Origin of the sequence: Streptomyces wuyuanensis (assembly GCF_900103455.1) — a bacterium.
GTDB lineage: Bacteria > Actinomycetota > Actinomycetes > Streptomycetales > Streptomycetaceae > Streptomyces > Streptomyces wuyuanensis.
This window is the reverse complement of the sequence record NZ_FNHI01000017.1, coordinates 19,907-42,423: the sequence shown is the minus strand read 5'-3', so window position 1 is coordinate 42,423 and position 22,517 is coordinate 19,907. Positions and strand designations below refer to the sequence as shown.

General features: G+C 74.6%; 15 protein-coding genes. 10 read left to right on the top strand and 5 right to left on the bottom strand.

Annotated features, from left to right (window positions below):
* Positions 1-25: 25 nt before the first annotated feature.
* Positions 26-220 (bottom strand): hypothetical protein, encoded by a 195-nt coding sequence (locus tag BLT82_RS23715; protein ID WP_093658158.1) that lies wholly within the window; start codon positions 218-220, stop codon positions 26-28.
* Between the two features lie 355 nt (positions 221-575).
* Here BLT82_RS23715 and BLT82_RS23710 point away from each other — a divergent pair, with 355 nt between their 5' ends.
* The 6 genes from BLT82_RS23710 (at position 576) to BLT82_RS23685 (ending at position 10,204) form a co-directional block, all read left to right on the top strand.
* Complete coding sequence (locus tag BLT82_RS23710; protein WP_093658156.1) at positions 576-968, top strand: ankyrin repeat domain-containing protein; 393 nt, start codon at positions 576-578, stop codon at positions 966-968.
* A gap of 219 nt (positions 969-1,187) precedes the next feature.
* Positions 1,188-2,606: a hypothetical protein gene (locus BLT82_RS23705; RefSeq protein ID WP_093658154.1), complete on the top strand. Its 1,419-nt coding sequence runs from the start codon at positions 1,188-1,190 to the stop codon at positions 2,604-2,606.
* Between the two features lie 419 nt (positions 2,607-3,025).
* A complete protein-coding gene (locus BLT82_RS23700) occupies positions 3,026-4,141 on the top strand; it encodes a glycosyltransferase family 4 protein (protein ID WP_093658152.1) in 1,116 nt (371 codons plus the stop codon).
* Complete coding sequence (locus BLT82_RS23695; protein ID WP_404205050.1) at positions 4,138-5,400, top strand: glycosyltransferase; 1,263 nt, start codon at positions 4,138-4,140, stop codon at positions 5,398-5,400. The genes BLT82_RS23700 and BLT82_RS23695 overlap by 4 nt, the downstream gene beginning before the upstream one ends.
* A gap of 353 nt (positions 5,401-5,753) precedes the next feature.
* On the top strand, positions 5,754-6,605 hold the full coding sequence (locus BLT82_RS23690; protein WP_093658390.1) for an SGNH/GDSL hydrolase family protein: 852 nt from the start codon (positions 5,754-5,756) through the stop codon (positions 6,603-6,605).
* Positions 6,602-10,204, top strand: a complete 3,603-nt coding sequence (locus BLT82_RS23685; protein ID WP_093658150.1) for a hydantoinase B/oxoprolinase family protein — start codon at positions 6,602-6,604, stop codon at positions 10,202-10,204. The genes BLT82_RS23690 and BLT82_RS23685 overlap by 4 nt, the downstream gene beginning before the upstream one ends.
* A gap of 99 nt (positions 10,205-10,303) precedes the next feature.
* Here the strand turns inward: BLT82_RS23685 and BLT82_RS23680 are convergent, their stop codons facing one another.
* The 4 genes from BLT82_RS23680 to BLT82_RS23665 are packed head-to-tail and all read right to left on the bottom strand — an operon-like array spanning position 10,304 to position 13,843.
* Positions 10,304-11,167: a 5-oxoprolinase subunit C family protein gene (locus tag BLT82_RS23680; protein ID WP_093658148.1), complete on the bottom strand. Its 864-nt coding sequence runs from the start codon at positions 11,165-11,167 to the stop codon at positions 10,304-10,306.
* Complete coding sequence (locus BLT82_RS23675) at positions 11,164-11,790, bottom strand: 5-oxoprolinase subunit B family protein (protein WP_093658146.1); 627 nt, start codon at positions 11,788-11,790, stop codon at positions 11,164-11,166. Before BLT82_RS23675 ends, BLT82_RS23680 begins: the two co-directional genes overlap by 4 nt.
* Positions 11,787-12,551 (bottom strand): LamB/YcsF family protein, encoded by a 765-nt coding sequence (locus BLT82_RS23670; protein ID WP_093658144.1) that lies wholly within the window; start codon positions 12,549-12,551, stop codon positions 11,787-11,789. The genes BLT82_RS23675 and BLT82_RS23670 overlap by 4 nt, the downstream gene beginning before the upstream one ends.
* A 14-nt stretch (positions 12,552-12,565) precedes the next feature.
* Positions 12,566-13,843, bottom strand: coding sequence for an MFS transporter (locus tag BLT82_RS23665; protein WP_093658142.1), 1,278 nt, complete (start codon positions 13,841-13,843; stop codon positions 12,566-12,568).
* A gap of 210 nt (positions 13,844-14,053) precedes the next feature.
* Between BLT82_RS23665 and BLT82_RS23660 the strand changes: the two genes are divergently transcribed.
* The 4 genes from BLT82_RS23660 (at position 14,054) to BLT82_RS23645 (ending at position 22,512) form a co-directional block, all read left to right on the top strand.
* Positions 14,054-14,770: a GntR family transcriptional regulator gene (locus tag BLT82_RS23660; RefSeq protein ID WP_093658140.1), complete on the top strand. Its 717-nt coding sequence runs from the start codon at positions 14,054-14,056 to the stop codon at positions 14,768-14,770.
* Positions 14,771-14,872: 102 nt separating this feature from the next.
* A complete protein-coding gene (locus tag BLT82_RS23655) occupies positions 14,873-16,399 on the top strand; it encodes a hypothetical protein (protein ID WP_093658138.1) in 1,527 nt (508 codons plus the stop codon).
* Between the two features lie 163 nt (positions 16,400-16,562).
* Positions 16,563-17,474, top strand: a complete 912-nt coding sequence (locus tag BLT82_RS23650; protein ID WP_093658136.1) for a hypothetical protein — start codon at positions 16,563-16,565, stop codon at positions 17,472-17,474.
* A gap of 76 nt (positions 17,475-17,550) precedes the next feature.
* Positions 17,551-22,512, top strand: coding sequence for a hypothetical protein (locus tag BLT82_RS23645; RefSeq protein WP_244292105.1), 4,962 nt, complete (start codon positions 17,551-17,553; stop codon positions 22,510-22,512).
* Positions 22,513-22,517: the final 5 nt, after the last annotated feature.

Sequence of the window (22,517 nt, the reverse complement as noted above, 5' to 3'; positions counted from 1 at the left end):
GTGGGGGAGGGCTGGTACGGGGAGGTCAGAACTTGATCCCGCCCAGGAGGCTGGCCAGGCTCGCTCCTCCTGCGGTGATGCTCGGGGCGATGGCCGTGCCCGCGAGGTAGAAGCCGAAGAGTGCCGAGACCAGCGCGTGCGACGCCTTCAGTCCGTCCTTCTTGAAGAACAGGAAGACGATGATGCCCAGCAGCACGACGCCTGAGATGGACAGAATCATGAGCGGTTCTCCTGGTTGAGGGGACAGTCACCATGAGTCCTTCCATCCTCACAGAAGGTATCTATACGACAAAAGGTGCATTCGGGTGAAAGTTCGTTCTTTTCACCGGATCGGTGGATGGCGGATGGTTGCCGAACGGGTGTTGATCTTCGCGGCGCCGCTTCGCGTGATGTTCGCCATGTGTCACGGGATCGTCCCCGTGGGTACGTGGAGTGACGTCCCCCCGGGGCGCAGTACCCTGTCGGTTCGCTCGTGCGGCGCCGCCCCGCCCCACGAAGCGGCAGGTCAAGCCCCTATCGGGTGTTCCGGACGCGCCGGGCGCCCGTTGTCAGCGCAGTGGAAGGCGGTCCTTCGGATGAGTGAAGCCCCGGATCCCGAGGTGGTCGAGCTGGCCTCCCGGATCTTCGACCTGGCCCGCCAGGGAGACGCCGAGGCACTCGCCGCCTACGTGGACGCCGGCGTCCCGGCGAACCTCACCAACGACAAGGGCGACTCGCTCGTGATGCTCGCCGCCTACCACGGCCACGCCGGTGCGGTGACGGCCCTGCTGGCCCGTGGCGCCGACGCGGACCGCGCCAACGACCGCGGCCAGACCCCCCTCGCCGGCGCCGTCTTCAAGGGCGAGGACGAGGTGATCCGCGCACTGCTGGACGGCGGCGCCGATCCGGAGGCGGGAACTCCGTCCGCGGTGGATACCGCGCGGATGTTTGGGAAGACAGACCTCCTGGAGCTGTTCGGCGCCCGGTGAACGGGAGTTGAACGCCGGGAGGAGCAGCCGCCCTAAATGTGGTCGCGGCGACGAAATGGCTGGGTCATCATGACGTCGGGCCCGCATGGGGCCACCGACGAGAGGCAGAGGAAGATGGTTTGCACCAAGCGGAAGACGACGGGCAGCCGATCATGTTGCCGCGCGGCCTAGGCGAACACTCCCCCGGTTGCGTCGACAGCTTGATGTGAGGCACTTTCCATGTTCGAACCAGTCATAGCGCCGAGCGGCACACTGCACGGCCTGCTGCAGAGGGGCCGCGGCGACGGCACGCTGCACGCGCTCGCCGCGCCACGCGCGGAAGCCCTCGCGGCCCTCAACCAGTGCGTGCTCCACGACCCCCGCCACGACTGGCAGGTGGAGAACCGGTCCCTCTACTACGCCCGCCTGTTCCTGGACCTGGGCGGCGGTCTCGAGGAGATCGAGGCCCACCTCTTCGGTGCCGAGGACCACCTCGACACCGACGACGCCCGTACCGGGCTCGCGCTCTCCGTGCTGGGGCACCTGGCCTCGTACGGGCGCGACGACGCCCTCGTGCTGATCCGCAGGTACGCGGCGACCGGAGCCAACTGGGCCTGGGCCCTCGACGAGCTCGCCCTGCGCGACGACGACTCCGGGCTCCGCTCACTCGCGGGCGCCGTGCTCGGCCGCTTCCCGGCCACCCCGGAGGGCGACGCCGAGCTGGCCGCCGCCGTACGCGACGCCTTCGAGCCCAGGCCGTGGCGGCTCTGGGCCGAGGACCGCCGGGAGGCGGTGGGCGCCAGGGTGCGCGCGGCCCGCGAACGCGGCTCCTTCGACCGCTGGCAGCGCCAGATGCGGCCCACGGGGCCACGCCCCGGCTGGAGCGTCCAGTCCGTCTTCGACTGGGCCCAGCAAGGACTGGAACGCGGCGCCGCCCTGCACGTGCCCGCGGCGCGCTGCCTCGGCGCCGTCGCCGGCCCCGACGACCGGCCGCTGATCGTGGAGGCGGCCCGCAGCGGGCCCGACGGCGCACGCTGCGCGGCCCTGCACTACCTGGCGGAGGCGCGAGATCCCGCCGTGCTCGACCTGATCGAGGCGGCGGCAGCCGACTCCTCCCGTACCGTGGCCGAGGCCGCCGTCGCCGCGTTCGAGCGGATGTGCGGTGAGGCCGCCGTCGACCGGGCACGCGGCTGGATCCACCGGCCCGACGCGCTCGGCGCCTCGGCCGCGGGTGTCCTCGCCTGCCGGGGCGGCGGCCAGGACTCCGAGCTCGTCCTCGGCGCACTCCGGGAGACCGTCCGCGCGGACGGACCCGACGCCCCCCTGCTGTGGGCCCTGGTCGACGGCACCGGCCGACTCGGCATCGGCTGCGCGGCACCCGTGCTGCGCCACATCTACCGCGAGACCACCTCCTCCCAGCTGCGCGGCCGCACGGCCCGAGCCCTGGCCGCCACCGATCCCTCCTTCGCGACCGGCTTCGCCGTCGAATGCCTGTGGGACTGCGAGGAGACCACGAGGGAGGTCGCCGCACTGCACGCCGAGACCGGTGACGCACGCGTCGCCGAACGCCTCCGCCGGCTCGCCGCGGATCCGGCGGAGGAGGCCGAGGTCCAGACGGCCGTCCGCAGCCGCATAGCGCCCGAGGCCCCTCCGCTCTGACGTGACGTGCCGGGGTGCCCGCCGCGCGGCGGGCACCCCGGCACGGGCGGGCATCGGGAGGCGGCCGGAGCGCCACGAGCCCGGGCGTCCGCCGTACCGTTCGGTGCCGCTCGGTGTCGGCCGTGAGATCCGGCCGGTCGGCACGGTCCCGGGTGGCTCGACGCGTGGCCGGCGCTCCGCGACCCGCGTCCGGCCTGCCCGCCCGGTCGGCGGTTCGGGCCCCCGGTCCCGGGCGACGCAAGCGTGCCTCGGGCCCGGGGAGGCGGCACGGCCGGGCCTTCCCGGTCGTGGCCGAAACGGGCACGGTGGGGGCAGGTCCGCCGGGTACACGCCGGGCGGGGCCAAACGCTCATGGGACGTTCGACGCGCCGAAAGATCCACGTTGGCCGCGCCACCCCCGGCGCGACGAGAACACGAGTATGCGTGTCGTCATCGTCACCGAATCCTTTCCACCCGACGTCAACGGTGTGGCGCACTGCGCCCTGCAGACCGCCCGGCACCTCGCCGCACGCGGCCACGATCCCCTCGTCATCGCCCCGGCGGTCACCGGATCCGACAGCGACGCCCCCTGCCCCGTGGTGCGTGTGCCGTCCCTGCCCCTGCCCGGCTATCCCCAGGTGCGGGTGGCCCTGCCCAGCCGGCGGCTGGCCACCGCGCTCACCGCGCACCGGGCCGATGTCGTCCATCTCGCCAGCCCGTTCGTCCTCGGCGTGCGCGGCATGGGCGTCGCGGCGAAGCTCGGGCTGCCCGCCGTCGCCGTCTACCAGACCGACCTCGCCGGATATGCCCGTACGTACGTGGGCGCGGGTGAGAGCACGGCCTGGCGGCGCATCCGCACCGTCCACAACGCGGCCGACCGGACCCTCGCGCCGTCCAGTGCCGCCGTCCGGGACCTGGAGGGGCACGGCGTACCGAGGGTGCGGCTGTGGCCGCGCGGGGTGGACACCGTACGGTTCCGGCCCGAGCTGAGGGACGAGTCGCTGCGGCGGGAGCTCGCGCCGGGCGGCGAGACGATCGTCGGCTACGTCGGGCGGCTCGCGCCCGAGAAATGCGTCGAGCTGCTCGCCGGGGTCTGCGGGCTTCCGGGAGTCAAGGTCGTCGTCGTGGGCGACGGGCCGAGCGGGGCCGCGCTGCGGAACTCGCTGCCGGGCGCCGTGTTCCTCGGCCGGCGTACGGGCGAGGACCTGGCGAGGATCTTCGCCTCGCTCGACGTGTTCGCCCACACGGGACCGTACGAGACGTTCTGCCAGACCGTGCAGGAGGCCATGGCCAGCGGTCTGCCGGTCGTCGCTCCCGCGGCCGGAGGCCCGCTCGACCTCGTCGACCACGGACGGACCGGGCTGCTCGTACCGCCGCACGACGCCGGCGCGGTACGGGACACGGTGGCGGGCCTCGCGGCGGACCCGGCGCGCCGGAGGGCGTACGGCCGGGCGGCCCGGGCCACCGTGGAAGGCCGGACCTGGGCCGCCGTCGGCGACCAGCTCCTGGGCCACTACACCGAGGTCCTGCGCGAGCGCACGGCGGTGGCGGCATGAGCGGGACCGGCGGGGCGGGCGGCACGGACCGCGCGGTCCGTGCCGCCGGTGCGCACCACACGGCGGCGACCAGCCGGGAAGGGGGTGCGGGAGGTACGGACGGTGTGCGCGGGCTGCGGATCGTACGGCTCGCGAACTTCGTGACGCCGTCCTCCGGCGGGCTGCGCACCGCGTTGCGCGAGCTGGGACGCGGCTATCTGGCGGCCGGCCACGAGCCGGTGCTCGTCGTTCCCGGTGACACCGAGAGCGACGAACGCACCGCACAGGGACGGGTCGTCACCGTGGCGGGGCCCGAGCTGCCGGGCACCGGCGGATACCGGGTCCTCGCGGGCCGCGCCCGGCTGCGCACACTGCTCGAGGAGCTGGCCCCCGACCGGCTGGAGGTCTCCGACCGCACCACCCTGCGCTGGACCGGGGAGTGGGCCCGGCGCCACCGCATCCCCTCGGTCATGGTGTCCCACGAGACCGCCGACGGCGTCCTGCGGACCTGGGGCGTCCCCGGCGCGCTGGCCGAGCGCACCGCGGACCGGCTGAACAGGCGCAGCGCCTGGTCGTACTCCCGGATCGTCTGCACGACGGAATGGGCCGAGCGCGAGTTCGTCCGGATCGGCGCCCGGAACGTGGTGCGCGCGCCGCTCGGAGTCGAACTCGACCGCTGCCGGCCGGGCCGCCGCAGCCAGGTCCTGCGCGCCCGCTACACACAGGGCGCCGGCGTCCTGCTGCTGCTCTGCTCGCGGCTCTCGGTGGAGAAGCGCCCCGGCACGGCCCTGGACGCCCTCGCCGGGTTGCGCGCAAGCGGGGTGCGCGCGGCACTCGTGGTGGCGGGCGAGGGACCGCTGCGCGCGGGGCTGGTCCGGCGGGCGCGCGAGGAGCGGCTGCCGGTGCACTTCCTCGGCCACGTCGCCGACCGTGAGGCACTGGCCGACCTCCAGGCCGCGGCCGACATCTGCCTGGCGCCCGGCCCCGCCGAGACGTTCGGGCTCTCCGCGCTGGAGGCGCTCGCCTGCGGTACCCCGGTCGTCGCCAGCGCGTCCTCGGCCCTGCCCGAAGTCGTCGGCGAGGCGGGGATCGCCGCGCCCGACAGGCCGGGGGCCTTCGCGGACGCGGTCCGGGAACTCCTCGACCGCGGGGAGGGCCCGCGCCGCGCCGCCGCCCGTGCCCGGGCCGAGGCCTTCGGCTGGGACCGGGCGGTCGCGGCCTTCCTCGCCGCCCACGACGCCCCCACCTTGGTCCCGGCCCGCCCGGAGGCCGTGGCATGACCACCGAACCGCGCCGGCCGCGCGGCGCCGCGGCGCCGGCGGGTGCCTCGCGTGGTGCGGACGTGCCGGGTCGTTGCGGGAGGGCGGGGACTGCCGGGCCCTGCGCCGGTGAGGCGGCCGGTGGGCAGGCGGCCCGGTCCGGGGCGGGCGGTGGGCAGGCCACCCCTCCCCCCGCCGCCCGAGGCGAGGCCGCCATCGGGGCGGTGAGCCCGTCCGGCGCGGGTGGCCCGGAGCGGCGCGGGTACGGAGGCGGCGGTCCGGCCGTCGCCGCCGTCCCGCAGCCGCGCGCCGTCGCGAGCGCGGCCGGGCCGACCCGGGCGCCCGCGCCGACGGGCACGGCGGGCGCGCGCGTCCTGCGTTTCGCCTCTCTCGGAGACTCGCTCACCGAAGGGGTCGGCGACCGCGTCGACGGGGCGTGGCGCGGCTGGGCCGCTCTGCTGGCACAGGGCCTCGGCACGCCGGGTGGGCACGCGGAGTTCCGCAACTTCGCGGTCAGCGGCGCGCTCTCCCGCGATGTGCACGAGACCCAGGCGCCCGCCGCTCTGGCGTACGCGCCGGACCTCGCCTCCGTGATCGTCGGGGTGAACGACACCCTCCGGCACGGCTTCGACATCCACGACCTCGCCGTACGCCTCGACGAGGTCTGCGCCGCGCTCAGCGGATCCGGCACCCGGCTGCTGACGGCCTGCCTCCCCGACCCGGGCGCGATGCTCGGGCTCCCCGCGCCGCTCGCACGTCCGCTCGCGCGCCGGCAGCGTGCCGTGAACGCGGTCGTCCACGTGCTCTCCGAGCGGTACGGCGCCGTCCATCTGCATCTGGGCGACGCCTCCTGGGTCGAGGACCGCTCCCTGTGGAGCGCGGACCGTCTCCACCCCGGCGAACGCGGCCACCGGGCGATCGCCCGCCGGTTCCACGAGCTGCTCACGGCCCGGGGGCTCGCCCTCGGAGCGCCGCCGGACAGCGAGCCCGAGCAGCCCCCGCCGAGCCGTACGGCGAAGGCGGTGTGGCTCGCCACGGCCGGCACCGGATGGGTCGCGCGCCGGTGCACCGACCTCCTGCCCCAGCTGCTGGCGCTCGCCGGCGCCGAGGTACGGCACTGGGCCGGGGGCACCAGCTCCCGCCTCGACCACCTCGCGGAAAACGCCCTCCGCTCCGCGCTCGCCTCGCTGTCCCCCGCCCCGCCGGTTGCCAGAATGGGGGAATGAGCGGGTGCTGGGAGTTCTGGATCGACCGTGGCGGGACGTTCACCGACATCGTCGGCAGACGGCCGGACGGACGTCTCGTCACCCGCAAACTGCTGTCCCACAACCCCGAGCACTACCCCGACGCTGCCGTCGCCGGCATCCGGCTGCTCCTCGGCCTCGGCCCGGGGGACCCCGTACCGGCGGAGCGGATCGACGTCGTCAAGATGGGCACGACGGTCGCCACCAACGCGCTGCTTGAGCGCCGAGGCGAACCCACCGTCCTCCTCGTCACGGAGGGCTTCCGGGACGCGCTGCGCATCGCGTACCAGAACCGCCCCCGGCTCTTCGACCGCCACATCGTCCTCCCCGAGGCCGTGTACGAGCGGGTCATCGAGGTGCCCGAACGGATCGGCGCCCGGGGCGAGGTGGTCCGGCCGCTGGATCTCGAGCCGGTGCGGGAGCAGTTGCAGCAGGCCCGCCGGGACGGGTTCGCGAGCGCGGCGGTCGTCTTCATGCACGGCTACCGCCACCCCGACCACGAGTCGGCCGTCGCCGGCGCGGCGCGAGAGCTCGGCTTCACCCAGGTGAGCTGCTCGCACGAGGTCAGCCCACTCATCAAGTTGGTACCCCGCGGCGACACGACCGTCGTGGACGCCTACCTCTCGCCGATCCTGCGCCGCTACGTCGACGAGGTCGCGACGGAACTCCGCTCCATCCGACTGATGTTCATGCAGTCCAACGGCGGACTGCGCGAGGCCGCCCACTTCCGGGGCAAGGACGCCGTGCTGTCCGGTCCCGCCGGTGGTGTGGTCGGCATGGCCCGCACCTCCGAGCAGGCGGGCTTCCGGCGGGTCATCGGCTTCGACATGGGCGGGACGTCCACCGATGTGTCCCACTACGCGGGCGAGTTCGAGCGGGAGCTGGGTACCCAGGTCGCCGGTGTGCGGATGCGCGCGCCGATGATGAACATCCACACCGTCGCCGCCGGAGGCGGCTCGATCCTCCACTTCGACGGCCGGCGCTACCGTGTCGGCCCCGACTCGGCGGGCGCGGTACCGGGACCCGCCTCCTACCGGCGGGGCGGACCGCTCACCGTCACCGACGCCAACGTGATGCTCGGCAGGATCCAGCCGGGCCACTTCCCCGCCGTCTTCGGCCCGGACGGCGACCAGCCGCTCGACACCGGTGCCGTGAGGGAGGGGTTCGAGCGGCTGGCCGAGGAGGTGCGCACGGCCACGGGGACCGAGCGCAGCCCCGAGGAGGTCGCGGCGGGCTTCCTCGAGATCGCGGTCCTCAACATGGCCAACGCCGTCAGGAAGATCTCCGTCCAGCGGGGCCACGACGTGACCCGCTACGCCCTGACCTGCTTCGGCGGCGCCGGCGGCCAGCACGCCTGCGCGGTCGCCGACGCCCTCGGCATCAACACCGTCGTCGTGCCCCCGCTCGCCGGGGTGCTGTCCGCCTACGGCATCGGCCTGGCCGACGCCACCGCCATGCGCGAGCAGTCGGTTGAGGCGGAACTCGGCGAGGACACCCTGGTCCGGGTGCGGGAGCTGTGCGACGAGCTGGCCGGACGCACCCGGGCGGAACTGCGGGACGACGCCGTTCCCGACGAGGCGATCGGCACCCGCGCACGCGTGCTGATCCGCTACGCCGGAACGGACGCCGGGCTGCCCGTGCCGCTCGGCACGGAGACCGCGATGCGCGAGGCGTTCACCGCGGCACACCGTGCGCGCTACGCCTTCACCATGGACAAACCGCTCGTCGTGGAGGCGGTGTCGGTCGAGGCCGTGGGTGCGGCCGGGCCGCACGGGACCGTCATCGTCGAGGAGGCCGCCGCCGGCGCGGGTCCGCGGGCACGGGACACGGTGCGGATGTTCCTGGACGGCCGGCCCGTCGACGCCCCGCTCCTGCGGCGGGGGGACCTCTCCCCGGGCGACACCCTCGAAGGACCCGCGATCGTCGCCGAGGCCGACGCCACCACCGTCGTCGACCCCGGCTGGCAGGCGGCCGTCGGCGAGGGAGGACATCTGCTGCTGACCCGCGTGCGGCCGAGGCCCGGCCGTACGGCCGTCGGCACGGACGTCGACCCCGTGCTGCTGGAGGTCTTCAACAACCTCTTCATGGCGATCGCCGAACAGATGGGCCTGCGGCTGGAGAACACCGCCCACTCGGTCAACATCAAGGAGCGGCTCGACTTCTCCTGCGCCCTGTTCGACGCCGACGGCAACCTCATCGCCAACGCGCCCCACATCCCCGTACACCTGGGCTCGATGGGCGAGTCCATCAAGGAGGTCCTGCGACGCAACGCCGGCGAACTGCGGCCCGGCGACGTGTACGCCATCAACGACCCGTACCACGGCGGCACCCATCTCCCCGATGTGACGGTCGTGACGCCGGTCTTCGACGAGAACGGCCGTGAGCTGCGCTTTCTCGTGGCCTCGCGGGGGCACCACGCCGAGATCGGCGGGATCACCCCGGGCTCGATGCCGGCGTTCAGCCGCACGATCGACGAGGAAGGCGTGCTCTTCGACAACTGGCTGCTCGTACGGGACGGGCGGCTGCGCGAGGCCGAGACCCGGGAACTGCTGACCGGCGCCCGCCACCCGTCCCGCGACCCCGACACCAACCTCGCCGACCTGCGCGCCCAGATCGCCGCCAACGAGAAGGGGATCAGCGAACTGGCCAGGATGGTCGAGGAGTTCGGCCTCGACGTAGTCCAGGCCTACATGGGGCACGTGCGCGACAACGCCGAGGAGTCCGTGCGCCGGATCGTCGCGGGGCTCACCGACGGCTCCTGGCGCTACGAGACCGACAGCGGCGCGGTCATCGAGGTCACGCTGACGGTGGATCGGGAGGCGCGCGGGGCCGTCCTCGACTTCACCGGCACCTCCGCACAGCAGCCGGGCAACTTCAACGCCCCCAAGTCGGTGGTGATGGCGGCCGTGCTCTACGTCTTCCGCACGCTCGTCGCCGACGACATCCCGCTCAACAGCGGCTGTCTGGAACCGCTGGACGTACGTGTGCCGGACGGCTCGATGCTCGCTCCGGCCTACCCCGCGGCGACGGTCGCGGGCAACGTCGAGACCTCGCAGGCGGTCACCGGCGCCCTGTACGCGGCGCTCGGAGTGCAGGCGGAGGGCTCGGGCACGATGAACAACGTCACCTTCGGCAACGACCGCGTCCAGTACTACGAGACCGTGGCCAGCGGTTCCGGCGCCGGCGACGGTTTCCGCGGTGCCGATGCCGTGCAGACCCACATGACCAACTCACGGCTCACCGACCCCGAGGTGCTGGAGTGGCGATACCCGGTGCGGGTGGACGCCTTCTCGGTGCGGGACGGCAGCGGGGGAGCGGGCCGCTGGCCGGGCGGGTGCGGTGTCGTACGCCGCATCCGCTTCCTGGAACCGATGACCGTCACCCTGCTGACCGGCCACCGGCGGGTGAGACCGTACGGCATGGCCGGCGGAGAGCCGGGGGCACCGGGGTCGAACGCCGTGGAGCGCTCGGACGGCACGGTCGAGGAACTGCGCGGGGTCGACTCGCTGGAGGTCGCCCCGGGCGACGTCCTGGTCGTGCGGACACCGGGCGGCGGCGGCTACGGGCGCCCGGCGGGCTGACCGGGCGCACCGGGACGGGCGGCCGGGGTGCCGGGTGACGGCGGGGCGGTGCGCGCCGGGGCCGTCGGGGTACGGGGCGACGGGCGCCCGGCCGGCGGATCAGCGGTCCGGGACGAAGCGCACCGGGGTTCCGGGGGCCGCCTGGGCCGCCGCCGCGAGGTCGTGCTCGCGGACGACAGCCACCACCGGATAGCCGCCGGTGGTGGGGTGGTCGGCGAGGAACACCACGGGCCGGCCGTCCGGCGGGACCTGTACCGCGCCGAGCACCATGCCCTCGCTGGGCAGTTCGCCGTGGACGGCCCGCTCCAGCGCGGGGCCCTCCGTCCGCAGGCCGATGCGGTTGCTCGCCGCCGACACGCGGTGGCCACCGGCGGCCAGCGTCCGGCGTGCCCCTTCCGTGAACCAGTCGTCACGCGGGCCGAACCGCACCCGCAGCACGAGTTCGGACGGCGGACCGGGCCAGGGCGAGCCGTCCACCCGCGCGGCCGGGCCGGTGGGCCGGCCCAGCGGAAGGACCGCGCCGTCGGCGAGCGGTGCGGGTCCCAGACCGGAGAGCAGATCCGTCGAGCGGCTGCCCAGCACCGGTTCCGTCGCGATCCCCCCGGCGAACGCCACGTAGCTCCGCACGCCCCGGACCGCCGCGCCCACCTCCAGCAGCTCCCCGGCCGCGACCCGCACCGGCGCCCCCCAGGCGGCGGGCCGTCCGCCGACCCGCACCGGGCACGGCGCGCCGCCGACCGCCACGGTCAACTCACCGCGCGGCCGTATCTCGCAGCCGGTCAGCGTGGTCTCGAGCACGGCCTCGTGCCCGGGGTTGCCCACAAGGCGGTTGGCCAGGCGCAGCGCATACGGGTCCAGCGCCCCCGAGCGGGGTACGCCCAGGTGCGCGTGCCCCGGGCGGCCGAGGTCCTGAACGGTCGTCAGCGCCCCGGCCCGCACCACGACGAGGGCACGATCGGTCATCGGCCCGCCTCCGCGCAGGGCACGAACCGCACCCGGGCGCCGGGGGAGAGCAGCGACGCCGGCTCCCTCGCCGGGTCCCACAGAACGGCGTCGGTCGTCCCTATCAACTGCCAGCCGCCCGGGGAGGAACGGGGGTACACACCCGTGTACGTCCCGGCGAGGGCGACCGACCCGGCGGGGACCGCCGTCCGCGGTGTGACGCGCCGCGGCACCGCGAACTCCTCGCCGAGCCCGGTGAGATAGGCGAAGCCCGGGGCGAATCCGCAGAAGGCGACACGGAACTCGGCCGCGGAATGGACGGCGGCCACGCCCGCCACGGAGACCTTCCACAGGGCCGCCACCTCAGCGAGGTCCGGGCCGTCGTAGCGCACCGGGATCTCCGTCACGGCCCCGCCGCCGGGTGCGAGCGGCGGGACGGACCACCGGGGAAGCTCGTCGGCCAGCCGGTCCGGTTCCTCGACGCCGTCGAGTAGGACGGTCCGTGCCGCCGGGACGATCTCCCGCACCGGGGGCAGCGTGCCCTCGGCGCGGCGGCGCAGCAGCTCGGCGTGGAGCGCCCCGGCCTCCTCGCCGCTGCCGAGCTCCACCAGCAGTGCGCCCTCGCCGACGGGCAGCAGTCTCATACGAAGGCCTCCACCCGGACACCCGACTCCTCCAGCTGCGCCCGCACCCGGCGGGCGAGGGCGACCGCGCCCTCGGTGTCCCCGTGGAGGCAGAGGGAGCGCGCGCGGACCCCGACGGGGCGACCGCAGTGCGAGGTGACCACCCCGAACCGGGCCAGGGAGACGGAGCGTTCGACGACCGCGTCCGCGTCGGTGAGGACGGCACCCTCCCGCCCCCGTGGCACGAGGGTGCCGTCCGCCGCATAGGCCCGGTCCGCGAACGCCTCGGTGACGACCGGCAGTCCGGCCTTCTCGGCCACCGTGTGGAGCGTGGAGCCGGGCAGCCCCAGCAGCGGCAGCCGCTCACCGGTCAGCAGCACTCCCTCCACCACGGCTTCGGCCTGCTGCTCGTCGCGGACGACTCGGTTGTACAGGGCCCCGTGCGGCTTGACGTACGAGACGCGCGTCCCGGCGGCGCGGGCGAAGACCTCCAGCGCGCCGATCTGGTACGCCACCTCGGCGGCGAGCTCCTCGGCGGGGACGTCCATGGAACGCCGGCCGAAGCCGGCCAGATCGCGGTAGGAGACCTGGGCGCCGATCCGCACCCCGCGCTCGGCCGCCAGCGCGCAGACGCGCCGCATGGTGGCCGCGTCCCCGGCATGGAAGCCGCAGGCCACATTGGCGCTGGTGACGACGGAGAGCAGCTGTTCGTCGTCGGTCAGCCGCCAGCGGCCGAAGCCCTCGCCGAGGTCGGCGTTGAGGTCGATCGAGGCCCAGGTCATGGGGGATGGTCCTTTCAGACGAGCTCTCGGCCGCGGGTCTCCGGCAGACCCAGCAGCGCGACGACGGCCAGTCCGTAACCCACGGCGCCGAAGACCAGGGCGCCGCCGACGCCCCAGCTGCCGGCGAGGAATCCGACGAGGGTGGGGAAGAAGGCCCCCACCGCACGGCCGGTGTTGTACGTGAAGCCCTGGCCCGTACCGCGCACGGCCGTGGGGTAGAGCTCGGCCAGGAACGAGCCGAAGCCGCTGAAGATGGCCGACATGCAGAAACCGAGCGGGAACCCGAGCACCAGCAGCAGCCCGTCGGCGCCCGAGGGGATGTTCGTGTACGCCAGGATGCAGCCCGCGGAGAGCACGGCGAACAGCGCGATGTTCTTCTTCCGGCCGAGGACGTCGGTGAGGTACCCGCCCGTCAGATAGCCGATGAAGGCGCCGGATATGAGGAATGCCAGATAGCCGCCGGTGCCGACGACGGTGAGGCCCCGTTCCGACTTGAGGTAGGTCGGCACCCAGGTCGCCAGCGTGTAGTAGCCGCCCTGGACGCCGGTGGAGAGCAGTACCGCGAAGACCGTCGTACGGGCCAGGTCCTTGCGGAATATCGCGGTGAACGACCCGCGGTCGCGGCTCGTCCTGCGCCGCTCCGCTGCCTCGGGCGCGTCCGTCACGTTCCGGCGGACGTACACGACGAGCAGGGCCGGGAGCGCGCCCGTCCAGAACATCACGCGCCATGCGGTGTCGGCGTCGAGGAACTGGAAGACCAGCGTGTAGACGATCACGGCGAGGGCCCAGCCGGCGGCCCATGCGCTCTGGATGGCGCCGAGCGTGCGGCCGCGGTGCTTGGCCGTGGCGTACTCGGCGACCAGGATCGCGCCCACGGCCCACTCGCCGCCGAAACCGAGGCCCTGGAGCGCCCGGAACACCAGCAGCGTCTCGTAGTTGGGCGCGAAGCCGCACAACACCGTGAACAGGGCGTATGTGATGACCGTGATCATCAGGGCCCTGACCCGGCCTATCCGGTCGGCGAGGATCCCTGCGAGCGCTCCGCCTATCGCGGAGACGACCAGCGTGACGGTGGTCAGCAGCCCGGTCTGGCCGCTGTCGAGACTGAAGTAGGCGGCGATGGCCACCATGCTGAGCGGCAGCGTGAAGAAGTCGTAGGAGTCCAGCGCGTAACCGCCGAACGCTCCGCCGAAGGCCCGGCGGCCCCGCGGTCCGAGCGCGCGGAGCCAGGCGAACGCGCCGGTGTCCTCGGGCAGTTCGCCTTGCTCGGGCTGGGTCTTGGTCGTGCTCATCGGCACCTCGCAGAGGGGGAGAGGGTGCGGCCGAATGGTGATGTCCGGTGACGTGGCGGTTCTGCAGAGTGACGCTCGGCACACCGTAGGGGATTGTTCAACGATCCGACAAGAGTCTCGTCGTCTCTTGTCGGGCGGATCTGCTTCTACGATGGGTGCGGACGCCGACGGGGCCGCCGGCGGTGACGGAGAGCGGAATAGAGGGGCGCTGTGGGCACGAAGGGGTCCGAGCTCGGTGAACTGGCCGGTGACCGCCGGCTCCTGGGCCGCACGAGCACCGCGGAGCGGGTCGCGGACATTCTGCGCACCCGGATCGCGGAGGGCTTCTTCCCGCCGGGGGCGCGGCTCTCGGAGGACAGCATCGGCGGGGCGCTCGGCGTCTCGCGCAACACGCTGCGCGAGGCGTTCCGGCTGCTGACGCACGAGCGGCTGCTGGTCCACGAGCTCAACCGCGGGGTATTCGTCCGGGTCCTCACGGTCGAGGACGTCGAGGACATCTACCGCACCCGCCGGCTGGTCGAGTGCGCCGTCGTCCGAGGGCTCGGCGAACCGCCGTTCGCGCTCGACGGGCTGCGCTCGGCCGTGGCCGACGGGGAGCGGTCGGCCCGGGAGGAGCACTGGCCGGGCGTGTCCACCGCCAACATCCACTTCCATCGAGAACTGGTCGCGCTCGCCCGCAGCGCACGCACCGACGAACTGATGCGAGGCGTCCTCGCCGAACTCCGCCTCGTCTTCCACGTGGTGGACGATCCGCGCGGGCTCCATGAGCCCTATCTCGTGCGGAACCGGGAGATTCTGGACGCCCTGGAGAAGGGCAGGCGCGGCGACGCGGAGCGGCTCCTCTCCGGCTACCTCGACGACTCCCGCGCCCGGCTCGTCGAGGTGTACGGGGGCCTCGTGGCGGACGGGGACGCGGTGGAGCGCTGAGCTTCGGGACGACGTGCGGCGCGGGCGCCGGGGCGCCGTGCAGCACGCGGGGTTTCTGCGCCGTTTCGACCGGTGTCAGTGCGAGGACCTAGTCTGTGCACCGTGACTTCGCCAGCCTCGACGGAATCCGTTCCGCCCCAGCTCAGCGCGGGGCCGCGCCCCGCACAGGGCCCGGCCGCCGACGAAGGGCTCGCGCGGCGGCTCCGCGCGCTCGCGTGCACCGCGCCGCTCCACGACCTGGACACCCGCAAGGCGAACCTGGCGGGCGAGTACTCCGTGTACGCGATGGCGGAGGTCGCCCTCGCCGCCATCGATCTCGTCACGCTGAACATGGACTTCGACACCGGCGCCGACCACGAGCAGATAGTGGCCAGGCTCCTTCCGCGCATCGCGGCCCAGGCGCCGCGGCGGCCCGCCGGCGAGCACGAGCGCGTGGCGCGCTGGGTGCTGGAGAACCTGATCAACGTCGGCAGCGTCGACCGCGGTTTCCGCGCGGTGTACGGCACTTTCGGCCCGGACGGGGTGTATGTCCGGCGGGACTACGACTTCAAGCTCATCGAGGAGGTCCCCGGCTACGGCGGGAGCGTCTACCTGCGCACCACCGACGAGGCGGTGAACGTCCTCGTCGGCGCCCTCGACACGGACGTCACCAGCGCGCAGATCGCCGCGGAGGTGAAGCTGGAGGTGCTGATCAGCCGCGGCCGGCTCGCCGACGCCCAGCTGGCCGCCGAGCAGGCCCGCTACCGGACCGTGCAGTACGCGGAGACCCTGCGCAAGACGCTCGAGGCGACCCGGCGCAACGTGCGCGCCGTCGACTGGCTCAACGCCGTGCCCGACATGATCGCCGAAGCGCTCGACCACGTCGCCGACCGCTACCGCCACGAGAACGCCATCCTCACGAACATCCGCAAGGCGCGGGACGAGGCCGAGGACCCCGAGCACAAGCGCCGCGCCGCCGAGCTCGTCGACATAGTCAAGGACTGCATCCGCAGGCACACCCAGCTCCAGTCCCGGCTGCTCGAAGCGGGCCCGCTGTTCCGCGCCGAGCAGGACCGTCAGGCGTTCGCAGCACCGGCCGCCCGATCCGGCGTCGACCTGTACGGCCACCTCGTCGCGCCCCTGCTGCCCCTGCCCGTCGAACAGGCCATCCGGGTCACCGACGCGTACTTCGCACGCGGCACGGGACTGCGCTCACCCGCGTCGGTCCGCGTCGCGGACCTCGTCGACATGCTGCTCAGCCCGCCCGTGGAGCGCGAGCACCTGGGCGCCGAGCTGCCCGAGCCCGACCTGATCGCGACCCCGGACGACAGCCGATTCAGCGAAGAGCAGCTGGCGAGCGCCATGGAACTGCTGGACCTGGAGCACGACGCCCCGCGCCGGCTCTCCGGTCTCCTCGCCGACGCGCGCCGCCGCGATCCGGACCTGCCCTACCTCGTCGCCCTCCTCGCCGTCCACGCGGCCAGCCCCCCGGTCGGCACGGCCTACCGGCAGGGCGAACAGCGGCTGCTGTTCGCCGTCGACGACGGCACGGAGCTGGACGACCCCGAGTTCGGCGGCGCCGACCTGATCGTGGGCACGGCGCTGCTCGACGCCGCCGGCATGGCCGCGGACCGCACGGAGGCCGCGTGACTCCGTGCCCGGGGGCCGGTGCCCCCGCGTTCCCGTACCCGCACGTCCGGTCCGAGCTGCGCCCGCCCGCCCCGGACGTCCGCGCCGTTCCCGGCCCGGAGCGCCCCGCACCCGCACACCACGGCACAGAAGTGCCCCGCCAGCGCACAGAGGAGCACCAGCCGTGAGCGACCAGCACGCAGAGCACGCCGGGCCCCGGCGTGAGCCGGACGTGCCGCTCGGGCCGCCGTCCGGGCCGATGTCCGCCGCCTCCGGCGTCACCCCCGCCGACGCGGCCGACGCCGCGAGGCTCGTCTCCTTCGGGCTGCAGCCCAAGCTGATGCCCGCCCGCGACGCCGAGTACGGCGACCTGCTGCGGCGCTACCGCGAGGAGCCCGCCTTCGCCCGCCTCGCCGACGCCGTCGCCACCGGGCTCGGCCTGGTCGTCCTGGAGGTCTCGCCCCGTGCCGGGATGGCCGTGACCGCGGCCGAGGACTCGGTCTTCGCCGTCCGCATGGGCGACTACGCCCGCCGGGCCTCCGCCGACTCGGTCGACCGGTTCCTCCACGGCCTCGCCCACCTCGCCGTCGCGGCGCTCGCGTTCCCGCGCCCCGAGGACCTCGCCGACGACGGCTACATCGGCCGGATCACGGTCAACGGCGTCGACGCCTTCGTACGGCAGGCCTGCCGCCGGCTGGAGGAGCGGGCCGAGGAGCGGGGGGAGAACACCGACCCGGCCTCCGACGCCCCGGGCCTCGAAGCCGCCTGGCGCATCTACGCGCGCCGCAGCGCCACCGGAGCCACCAAGGACGCCCGCCGCCTCGCCGGCTCCACCACGGGCATCATCGCCAAGGCGGTCGCCTTCCTCACCGACTCCGGCTTCCTGCAGCGCACGGGGGACGACTCCGGCGGTGCGTACCGGACGACCGCCCGATACCAGCTGCAGGTCCGCGACATGGCGGGCACCGCTGCCATGGCGGAGCTGCTGGAGCTCGGGATCGTCCCCGTCACCGACGGCTCCGCCACACTCGTGCCGCCGCCCGACGCCGGCGACCTGGAACTGGCCGCCGACGCCGGCCTTCCCTTCCATCCCTGACCCTGCCGGGGCGAGACACCGTCCGCCGCCGTCCGCCCCGCCTCAACCCCGCTGAGAACGACGAGAGTCCGCCGCCATGTACGAGCTGTCCCGGGTACGCCTCTACTCCATCGGGCCCGCCGGCGCGCGCTATGCCGACACCGTGCTGGACCTGCGCGGAGTCGGCGCGCCCGTGCCCAACCCGGCCCCGATGCAGGCCGAGTTCTTCGAGGCGGAGCCGGTCGGTCCACCCCGCCGGCCCGCCCCGGCGGGCGTGCTCTTCCTGGAGAACGGCGGCGGCAAGTCCGTCCTCCTCAAGCTGATCTTCTCGGTGATGCTGCCCGGCCACCGGAACACCCTCGGCGGCGCCAGCTCCGGTGTGCTGCGGAAGTTCCTGCTCGCCGACGACTGCGGCCATGTCGCCCTCGAGTGGCAGCACACCCTCACCGGTGAGCTGGTCGTCGTCGGCAAGGCCAGTGAATGGCGCGGCCGCCAGGTCTCCAACGACCCCCGCAAGTTCGCCGAGGCCTGGTACTCCTTCCGGCCGGGGCCCGGCCTCAGCCTCGACTCGCTGCCCGTGGCCGAGTCCACCGCCGTCCGCCCGCCCGCCGAGGGCGCGTCCGGCGCAAAGGGCCGCCGCCGCACCATGAAGGGCTTCCGCGACGCCATCACCGAGGCGGGCAAGGCGTATCCGCACCTGGAGGTGTACTGGGAGGAGATCCACGACCGCTGGAACGAGCACCTCGGCGACCTCGGCCTCGACCCCGAACTCTTCCGCTACCAGCGGGAGATGAACGCGGACGAGGGCGAGGCCGCAGGCCTGTTCGCGGTCAAGAAGGACTCCGACTTCACGGACCTGCTGCTGCGCGCCGTCACCGACACCCGTGACACGGACGGGCTCGCCGACCTCGTCAGCGGCTTCGGCAACAAACTGGGCCGACGCGCGGAGCTCATCGCCGAACGCGACTTCACCGCAGGCTCCGTCGATCTCCTCGGCCGCATCGTGGAAGCCGCAGACACCCGGGCCAGGGCCCGCGACATCCACCTGGGAGCCGAGCGCCGCACCCGCACGCTCGCACACCGCCTCTCCGCTCGGGCCGGCGAGGAGCGTGCCCGCGCGGCCGAACTCGCCCAGCAGGTCACCGCCGCCGCACACACCGTCACCGAGGCGGAGCGGTCCCGGAGCCGCAGCTCCCTCATCGCCGCCGAACTGGCCTACCGGCACGCCTCCCTGGCCCTCACCGCAGCGGAGAAGGCCGCCGCCGCCCAGCGCCGAGAGCTGACCGACGCGCGTACCCTCCACTCCGCCTGGCAGGCCGCCGAGGCAGTGCTCCGCCACCGCGCCGCCGCCGACCGTTCCGCGCGGGTGGCCGCCGCCATCCGCGAGGCCGAACGGGACGCCGCGCCGGCACTCGCGGCCCGCGCGAAGGCCGCCGCCGACCTCGTGCGCGCCCTCCACTCCGCCGCCGAGGACGGCGAGCGCCTGGCCAACGAGGAGGAGGAGCGCTCCGCCGGCCTCCAGGAGGCCGGCGAGGCCGCCCACCGCGACGCCACCGCCGCCGCCACCGACGCACAGCGGGCCCGGAGCGAGGCGGGCCATCTGCGCCAGCGCCTCGCCGAGGTCGAGCAGGAGACCGCGGAGGCCGTCCGCGCGGGCTGGCTCGACGACACCGCCCCCGACGCCGACCCGGCGCGGGCCGCCCTCGCGGCCAGCGACGCGGAGAAGTCCGCGGTCGCCGCCTGGGACGCGGCCCGTGAGGCCGCCCGCACGGCCGCGGAGCGCGCCCGTGAGACCGCGGCCGCCGAGACCCGGGCAGAACTGACCGCGGCCCGCGCCGCGGACGCGGCCGAGGCGGCCGCACACGCCCACGAGGCCGAGCGGCTCGCCGCGGCCTCCATCGCCGAGTCGGAGCGCCTCGGCGAGCTGCTCGGCCTGACGGCGGCCGCCGGCCCGGCCGGGGTCCCGGGACCCCGGCGCGAGCGGTCCCCGGAATCGGCCGGACCGGCCCCGGCGGACGCACGAGCGGCGTTTCCGGCCCAGGCGACCGGCTCCGACGGCGACCGCGCCGGCACCGCGCCCGCGGGGACCGCGGACGGCGAGCGCCCGGAGGACGTCCGGCGCGAGCACGACGCGGAAGGCCCCCTCACCGCCGAGGAGTTCGACCGCTGCGCCGACGAACTGCGGGAACTGCTCGACCAGGGCGTCGCGGCCGCCGAGCGCCAGCTGTTCGATCTGAGGACGGCGGCCGCCGACGACTCCCGCATCCTCGGAGCGCTCGGCGACGGCGGCCTGCTGCCCCCCGGCCCCGACGTCCTCGCGACCGTCGAGTTCCTCGGCGAGCACGGCATCCCCGCACTGCCCGGCTGGCGCTACCTCGCCCAGGCGGTCGCCCCGGCCGACCACGCAGCCGTGCTCGCCGCACGGCCCGAGCTCGTCGACGGTGTCGTGATCACCGACCCGGTGTCGTACGCCCGCGCCCGCGAGGTGCTGACCGGGGCGGCTCTGCTGCCGCGTTCCGCCGTCGCCGTCGGAACCGCGGCCGCGCTGCTCGCCCCCGTAGCGGGCCAGGGCGGCGGCACGGACACGGATGTGTTCCTCGTGCCGCCGAACCCCGCCATGCACGACGAGCACGCCGCGGACGAGGAGCGCCAGGCCCTGCGGGCCCGGGCCGCGGCGCGGGACGAGGAGATCAGGGCCCTCGCGGCCCGACTGGCCGGCGACCGCGCCCTCGCCGCCCGTATCGGCTCGTGGCGCGCGGACTGCCCGCCCGGCATGCTCGCCGAACTCGCCCGGGCCGCGAGCGACGCCCGACAGGCGGCCGAGACCGCCGAGGACGTGCTCGCCGAGGCCCGCGCCGCCCGGGCCGAGGCCGAGGAGTCGGCCGCCGACAGCGCCCGGGTGCGCGACGAGCGCCAGGACGCGGCCCAGCGGGCCCGCCGCGCCGCGGACGCGCTCGCCGGTCTGGCCTTCCGGCTCCGCGAGCGCTCCGGGTGGCAGGCGAAGCTGCGTGAACTCGCCGACGACGCCGCCGAGTCCGATGCCCGCGCCGCCTCCTGCCTGGACCGGGCGAGAGCCGCGGACCAGGACCGCCGGGCCGCCCAGCGCGCGGCGGACGACGCCCGGCGCACCGCACGTGCCCTCCGTGCGGAGCGCGCCGAGATCGCGGGCGCCCCCGAGCAGCTGCCCGAGCCGGACGAGACGTCCGACACTCCGCGCCCTTCGCTGCCCGCCCTGCGCGAGGCGTACCGCGCCGCGTCCCAGCTGTACGAAAAGGTCGGCGTCGGCGCCGACCTGCGCGCCGAACAGGCCCACGCCGAGAGCGCCGAGAGCGCCGCGCTCGCCGAGCTGGACCGGCTCACCAACAAGGTCCGCACGCGCGCCGCCCAGTTGCTGGAGGGCACCGACGGAGCGGACGGCCCGTCCCGCCAGGCCGCCGCGGCCCGCGCCGAGTCGCACGTGCAGATGCTGGAGACCCGCGCCTCCGAGGCCAGCGAGAAGCTCGGCCGGCTGCGCGGTGAGGCCGAGCGCCTGGCACCCGCCGACGGTGAGGCGCACACCGGGCTCCCCGGGGAGCTGGAGCCCTCGGACGCCCCGCACGCCCAGGCGCTGCTGCGGACGGCCACCGGCGAACTGGCCGCCCTCACCGAGGCGCTGGAGACCGCCCGGGCGACCCACGCCGAACTGCTGCGGGCGCACCGCACCGCCGAGGACGCGGCGAGCGGCTTCGACGAGACGGCGGCCCTCCTGCGCGACCTGCTCAGGGACCACCCCGACGAGGACCAGGAGGAGCCCGAGCCGTATCCGGGCAGCCTCGAGGAGGCCCGGCAGTCCACCGCCGAGGCCCGCCGCTCCCTGCGCGGTTGCGCGGCCGATCTGTCCGCCGCCGAGTCCTCGGTGCGCGAGGCGAGCGACGTCCTCGTGCGCCACGCCAACTCAACCCGGTACGAGGCGGTGCGCACACCGGCGCGCCTGCAGATCCGTGAGCTGCCGGCGTCCGCCCTGCCGGAGCACGCGGCGCGCTGGGCCGAGGCGTTCGCGCCGCGGCTGCGCGTCCTCACCGACGAACTGGTCCAGTTGGAGCGCAACCGCGACTCCATCGTGGACCGCCTCCGCGGACTGGTGGAGTCCGCCCTCACGACGCTCCGCTCGGCCCAGCGGCTGTCACGGCTGCCCGAGGGCCTGGGGGAGTGGTCGGGACAGGAGTTCCTGCGCATCCGTTTCGAGGAGCCCGACCAGGCGACCCTCACCGAGCGGCTCGGTGAGGTCATCGACGAGGCCACGCGTGCAGCGGTGAGGAAGAACTCCGACCTCCGCCGGGACGGGATGTCGCTGCTGCTGCGCGGTGTCCAGGCGGCCCTCGAACCGAAGGGCGTCGCCGTCGAGATCCTCAAGCCGGACGCGGTGCTGCGGGCCGAGCGGGTGCCGGTCGGGCAGATGGGCGACGTGTTCTCCGGCGGCCAGCTGCTCACCGCCGCGATCGCGCTCTACTGCACCATGGCCGCGCTCCGCAGCAACGACCGGGGCCGGGACAAGCACCGGCACGCGGGCACGCTGTTCCTGGACAACCCCATCGGCCGCGCCAACGCCACCTACCTGCTGGAGCTGCAGCGGGCCGTGTCGAAGGCCCTGGGCGTCCAACTGCTGTACACGACCGGGCTGTTCGACACCACGGCTCTCGCGGAGTTCCCGCTGGTCATCAGGCTGCGCAATGACGCGGACCTCCGGGCGGGCCTGAAGTACATCAGCGTCGAGGAGCATCTGCGCCCCGGTCTGCCCCAGCAGCGCACCGACGGGGAGACGGTGCACGGGGAGATCACCGCGACCCGGATGTTCAAGCGGGGAACCGACGAGCCGTCGCCGGCGACCGCGCCCGTCGAGTCCGGGGCGCTCGGCGAGGACGCGGCGCACACCGGCACCGGAGCCGGGACCGGCGACGGGTCCGGGACAGGAGAGGAGGGGCAGCCGTCGGAGCAGACCCCCTCCGCAGCCGAAGGCGCCGCGTCCGACACCCGGCCGCGGTCCGGTACCTCCGAAACCCCCGCCGGTCGCGAGGAGTAGCCGGA

Coding starts and splice junctions, on each gene's coding strand:
- BLT82_RS23715 (WP_093658158.1), bottom strand. CDS start 220: ATGATTCTGTCCATCTCAGGCGTCGTGCTGCTGGGCATCATCGTCTTC.
- BLT82_RS23710 (WP_093658156.1), top strand. CDS start 576: ATGAGTGAAGCCCCGGATCCCGAGGTGGTCGAGCTGGCCTCCCGGATC.
- BLT82_RS23705 (WP_093658154.1), top strand. CDS start 1,188: ATGTTCGAACCAGTCATAGCGCCGAGCGGCACACTGCACGGCCTGCTG.
- BLT82_RS23700 (WP_093658152.1), top strand. CDS start 3,026: ATGCGTGTCGTCATCGTCACCGAATCCTTTCCACCCGACGTCAACGGT.
- BLT82_RS23695 (WP_404205050.1), top strand. CDS start 4,138: ATGAGCGGGACCGGCGGGGCGGGCGGCACGGACCGCGCGGTCCGTGCC.
- BLT82_RS23685 (WP_093658150.1), top strand. CDS start 6,602: ATGAGCGGGTGCTGGGAGTTCTGGATCGACCGTGGCGGGACGTTCACC.
- BLT82_RS23680 (WP_093658148.1), bottom strand. CDS start 11,167: ATGACCGATCGTGCCCTCGTCGTGGTGCGGGCCGGGGCGCTGACGACC.
- BLT82_RS23675 (WP_093658146.1), bottom strand. CDS start 11,790: ATGAGACTGCTGCCCGTCGGCGAGGGCGCACTGCTGGTGGAGCTCGGC.
- BLT82_RS23670 (WP_093658144.1), bottom strand. CDS start 12,551: ATGACCTGGGCCTCGATCGACCTCAACGCCGACCTCGGCGAGGGCTTC.
- BLT82_RS23665 (WP_093658142.1), bottom strand. CDS start 13,843: ATGAGCACGACCAAGACCCAGCCCGAGCAAGGCGAACTGCCCGAGGAC.
- BLT82_RS23645 (WP_244292105.1), top strand. CDS start 17,551: ATGTACGAGCTGTCCCGGGTACGCCTCTACTCCATCGGGCCCGCCGGC.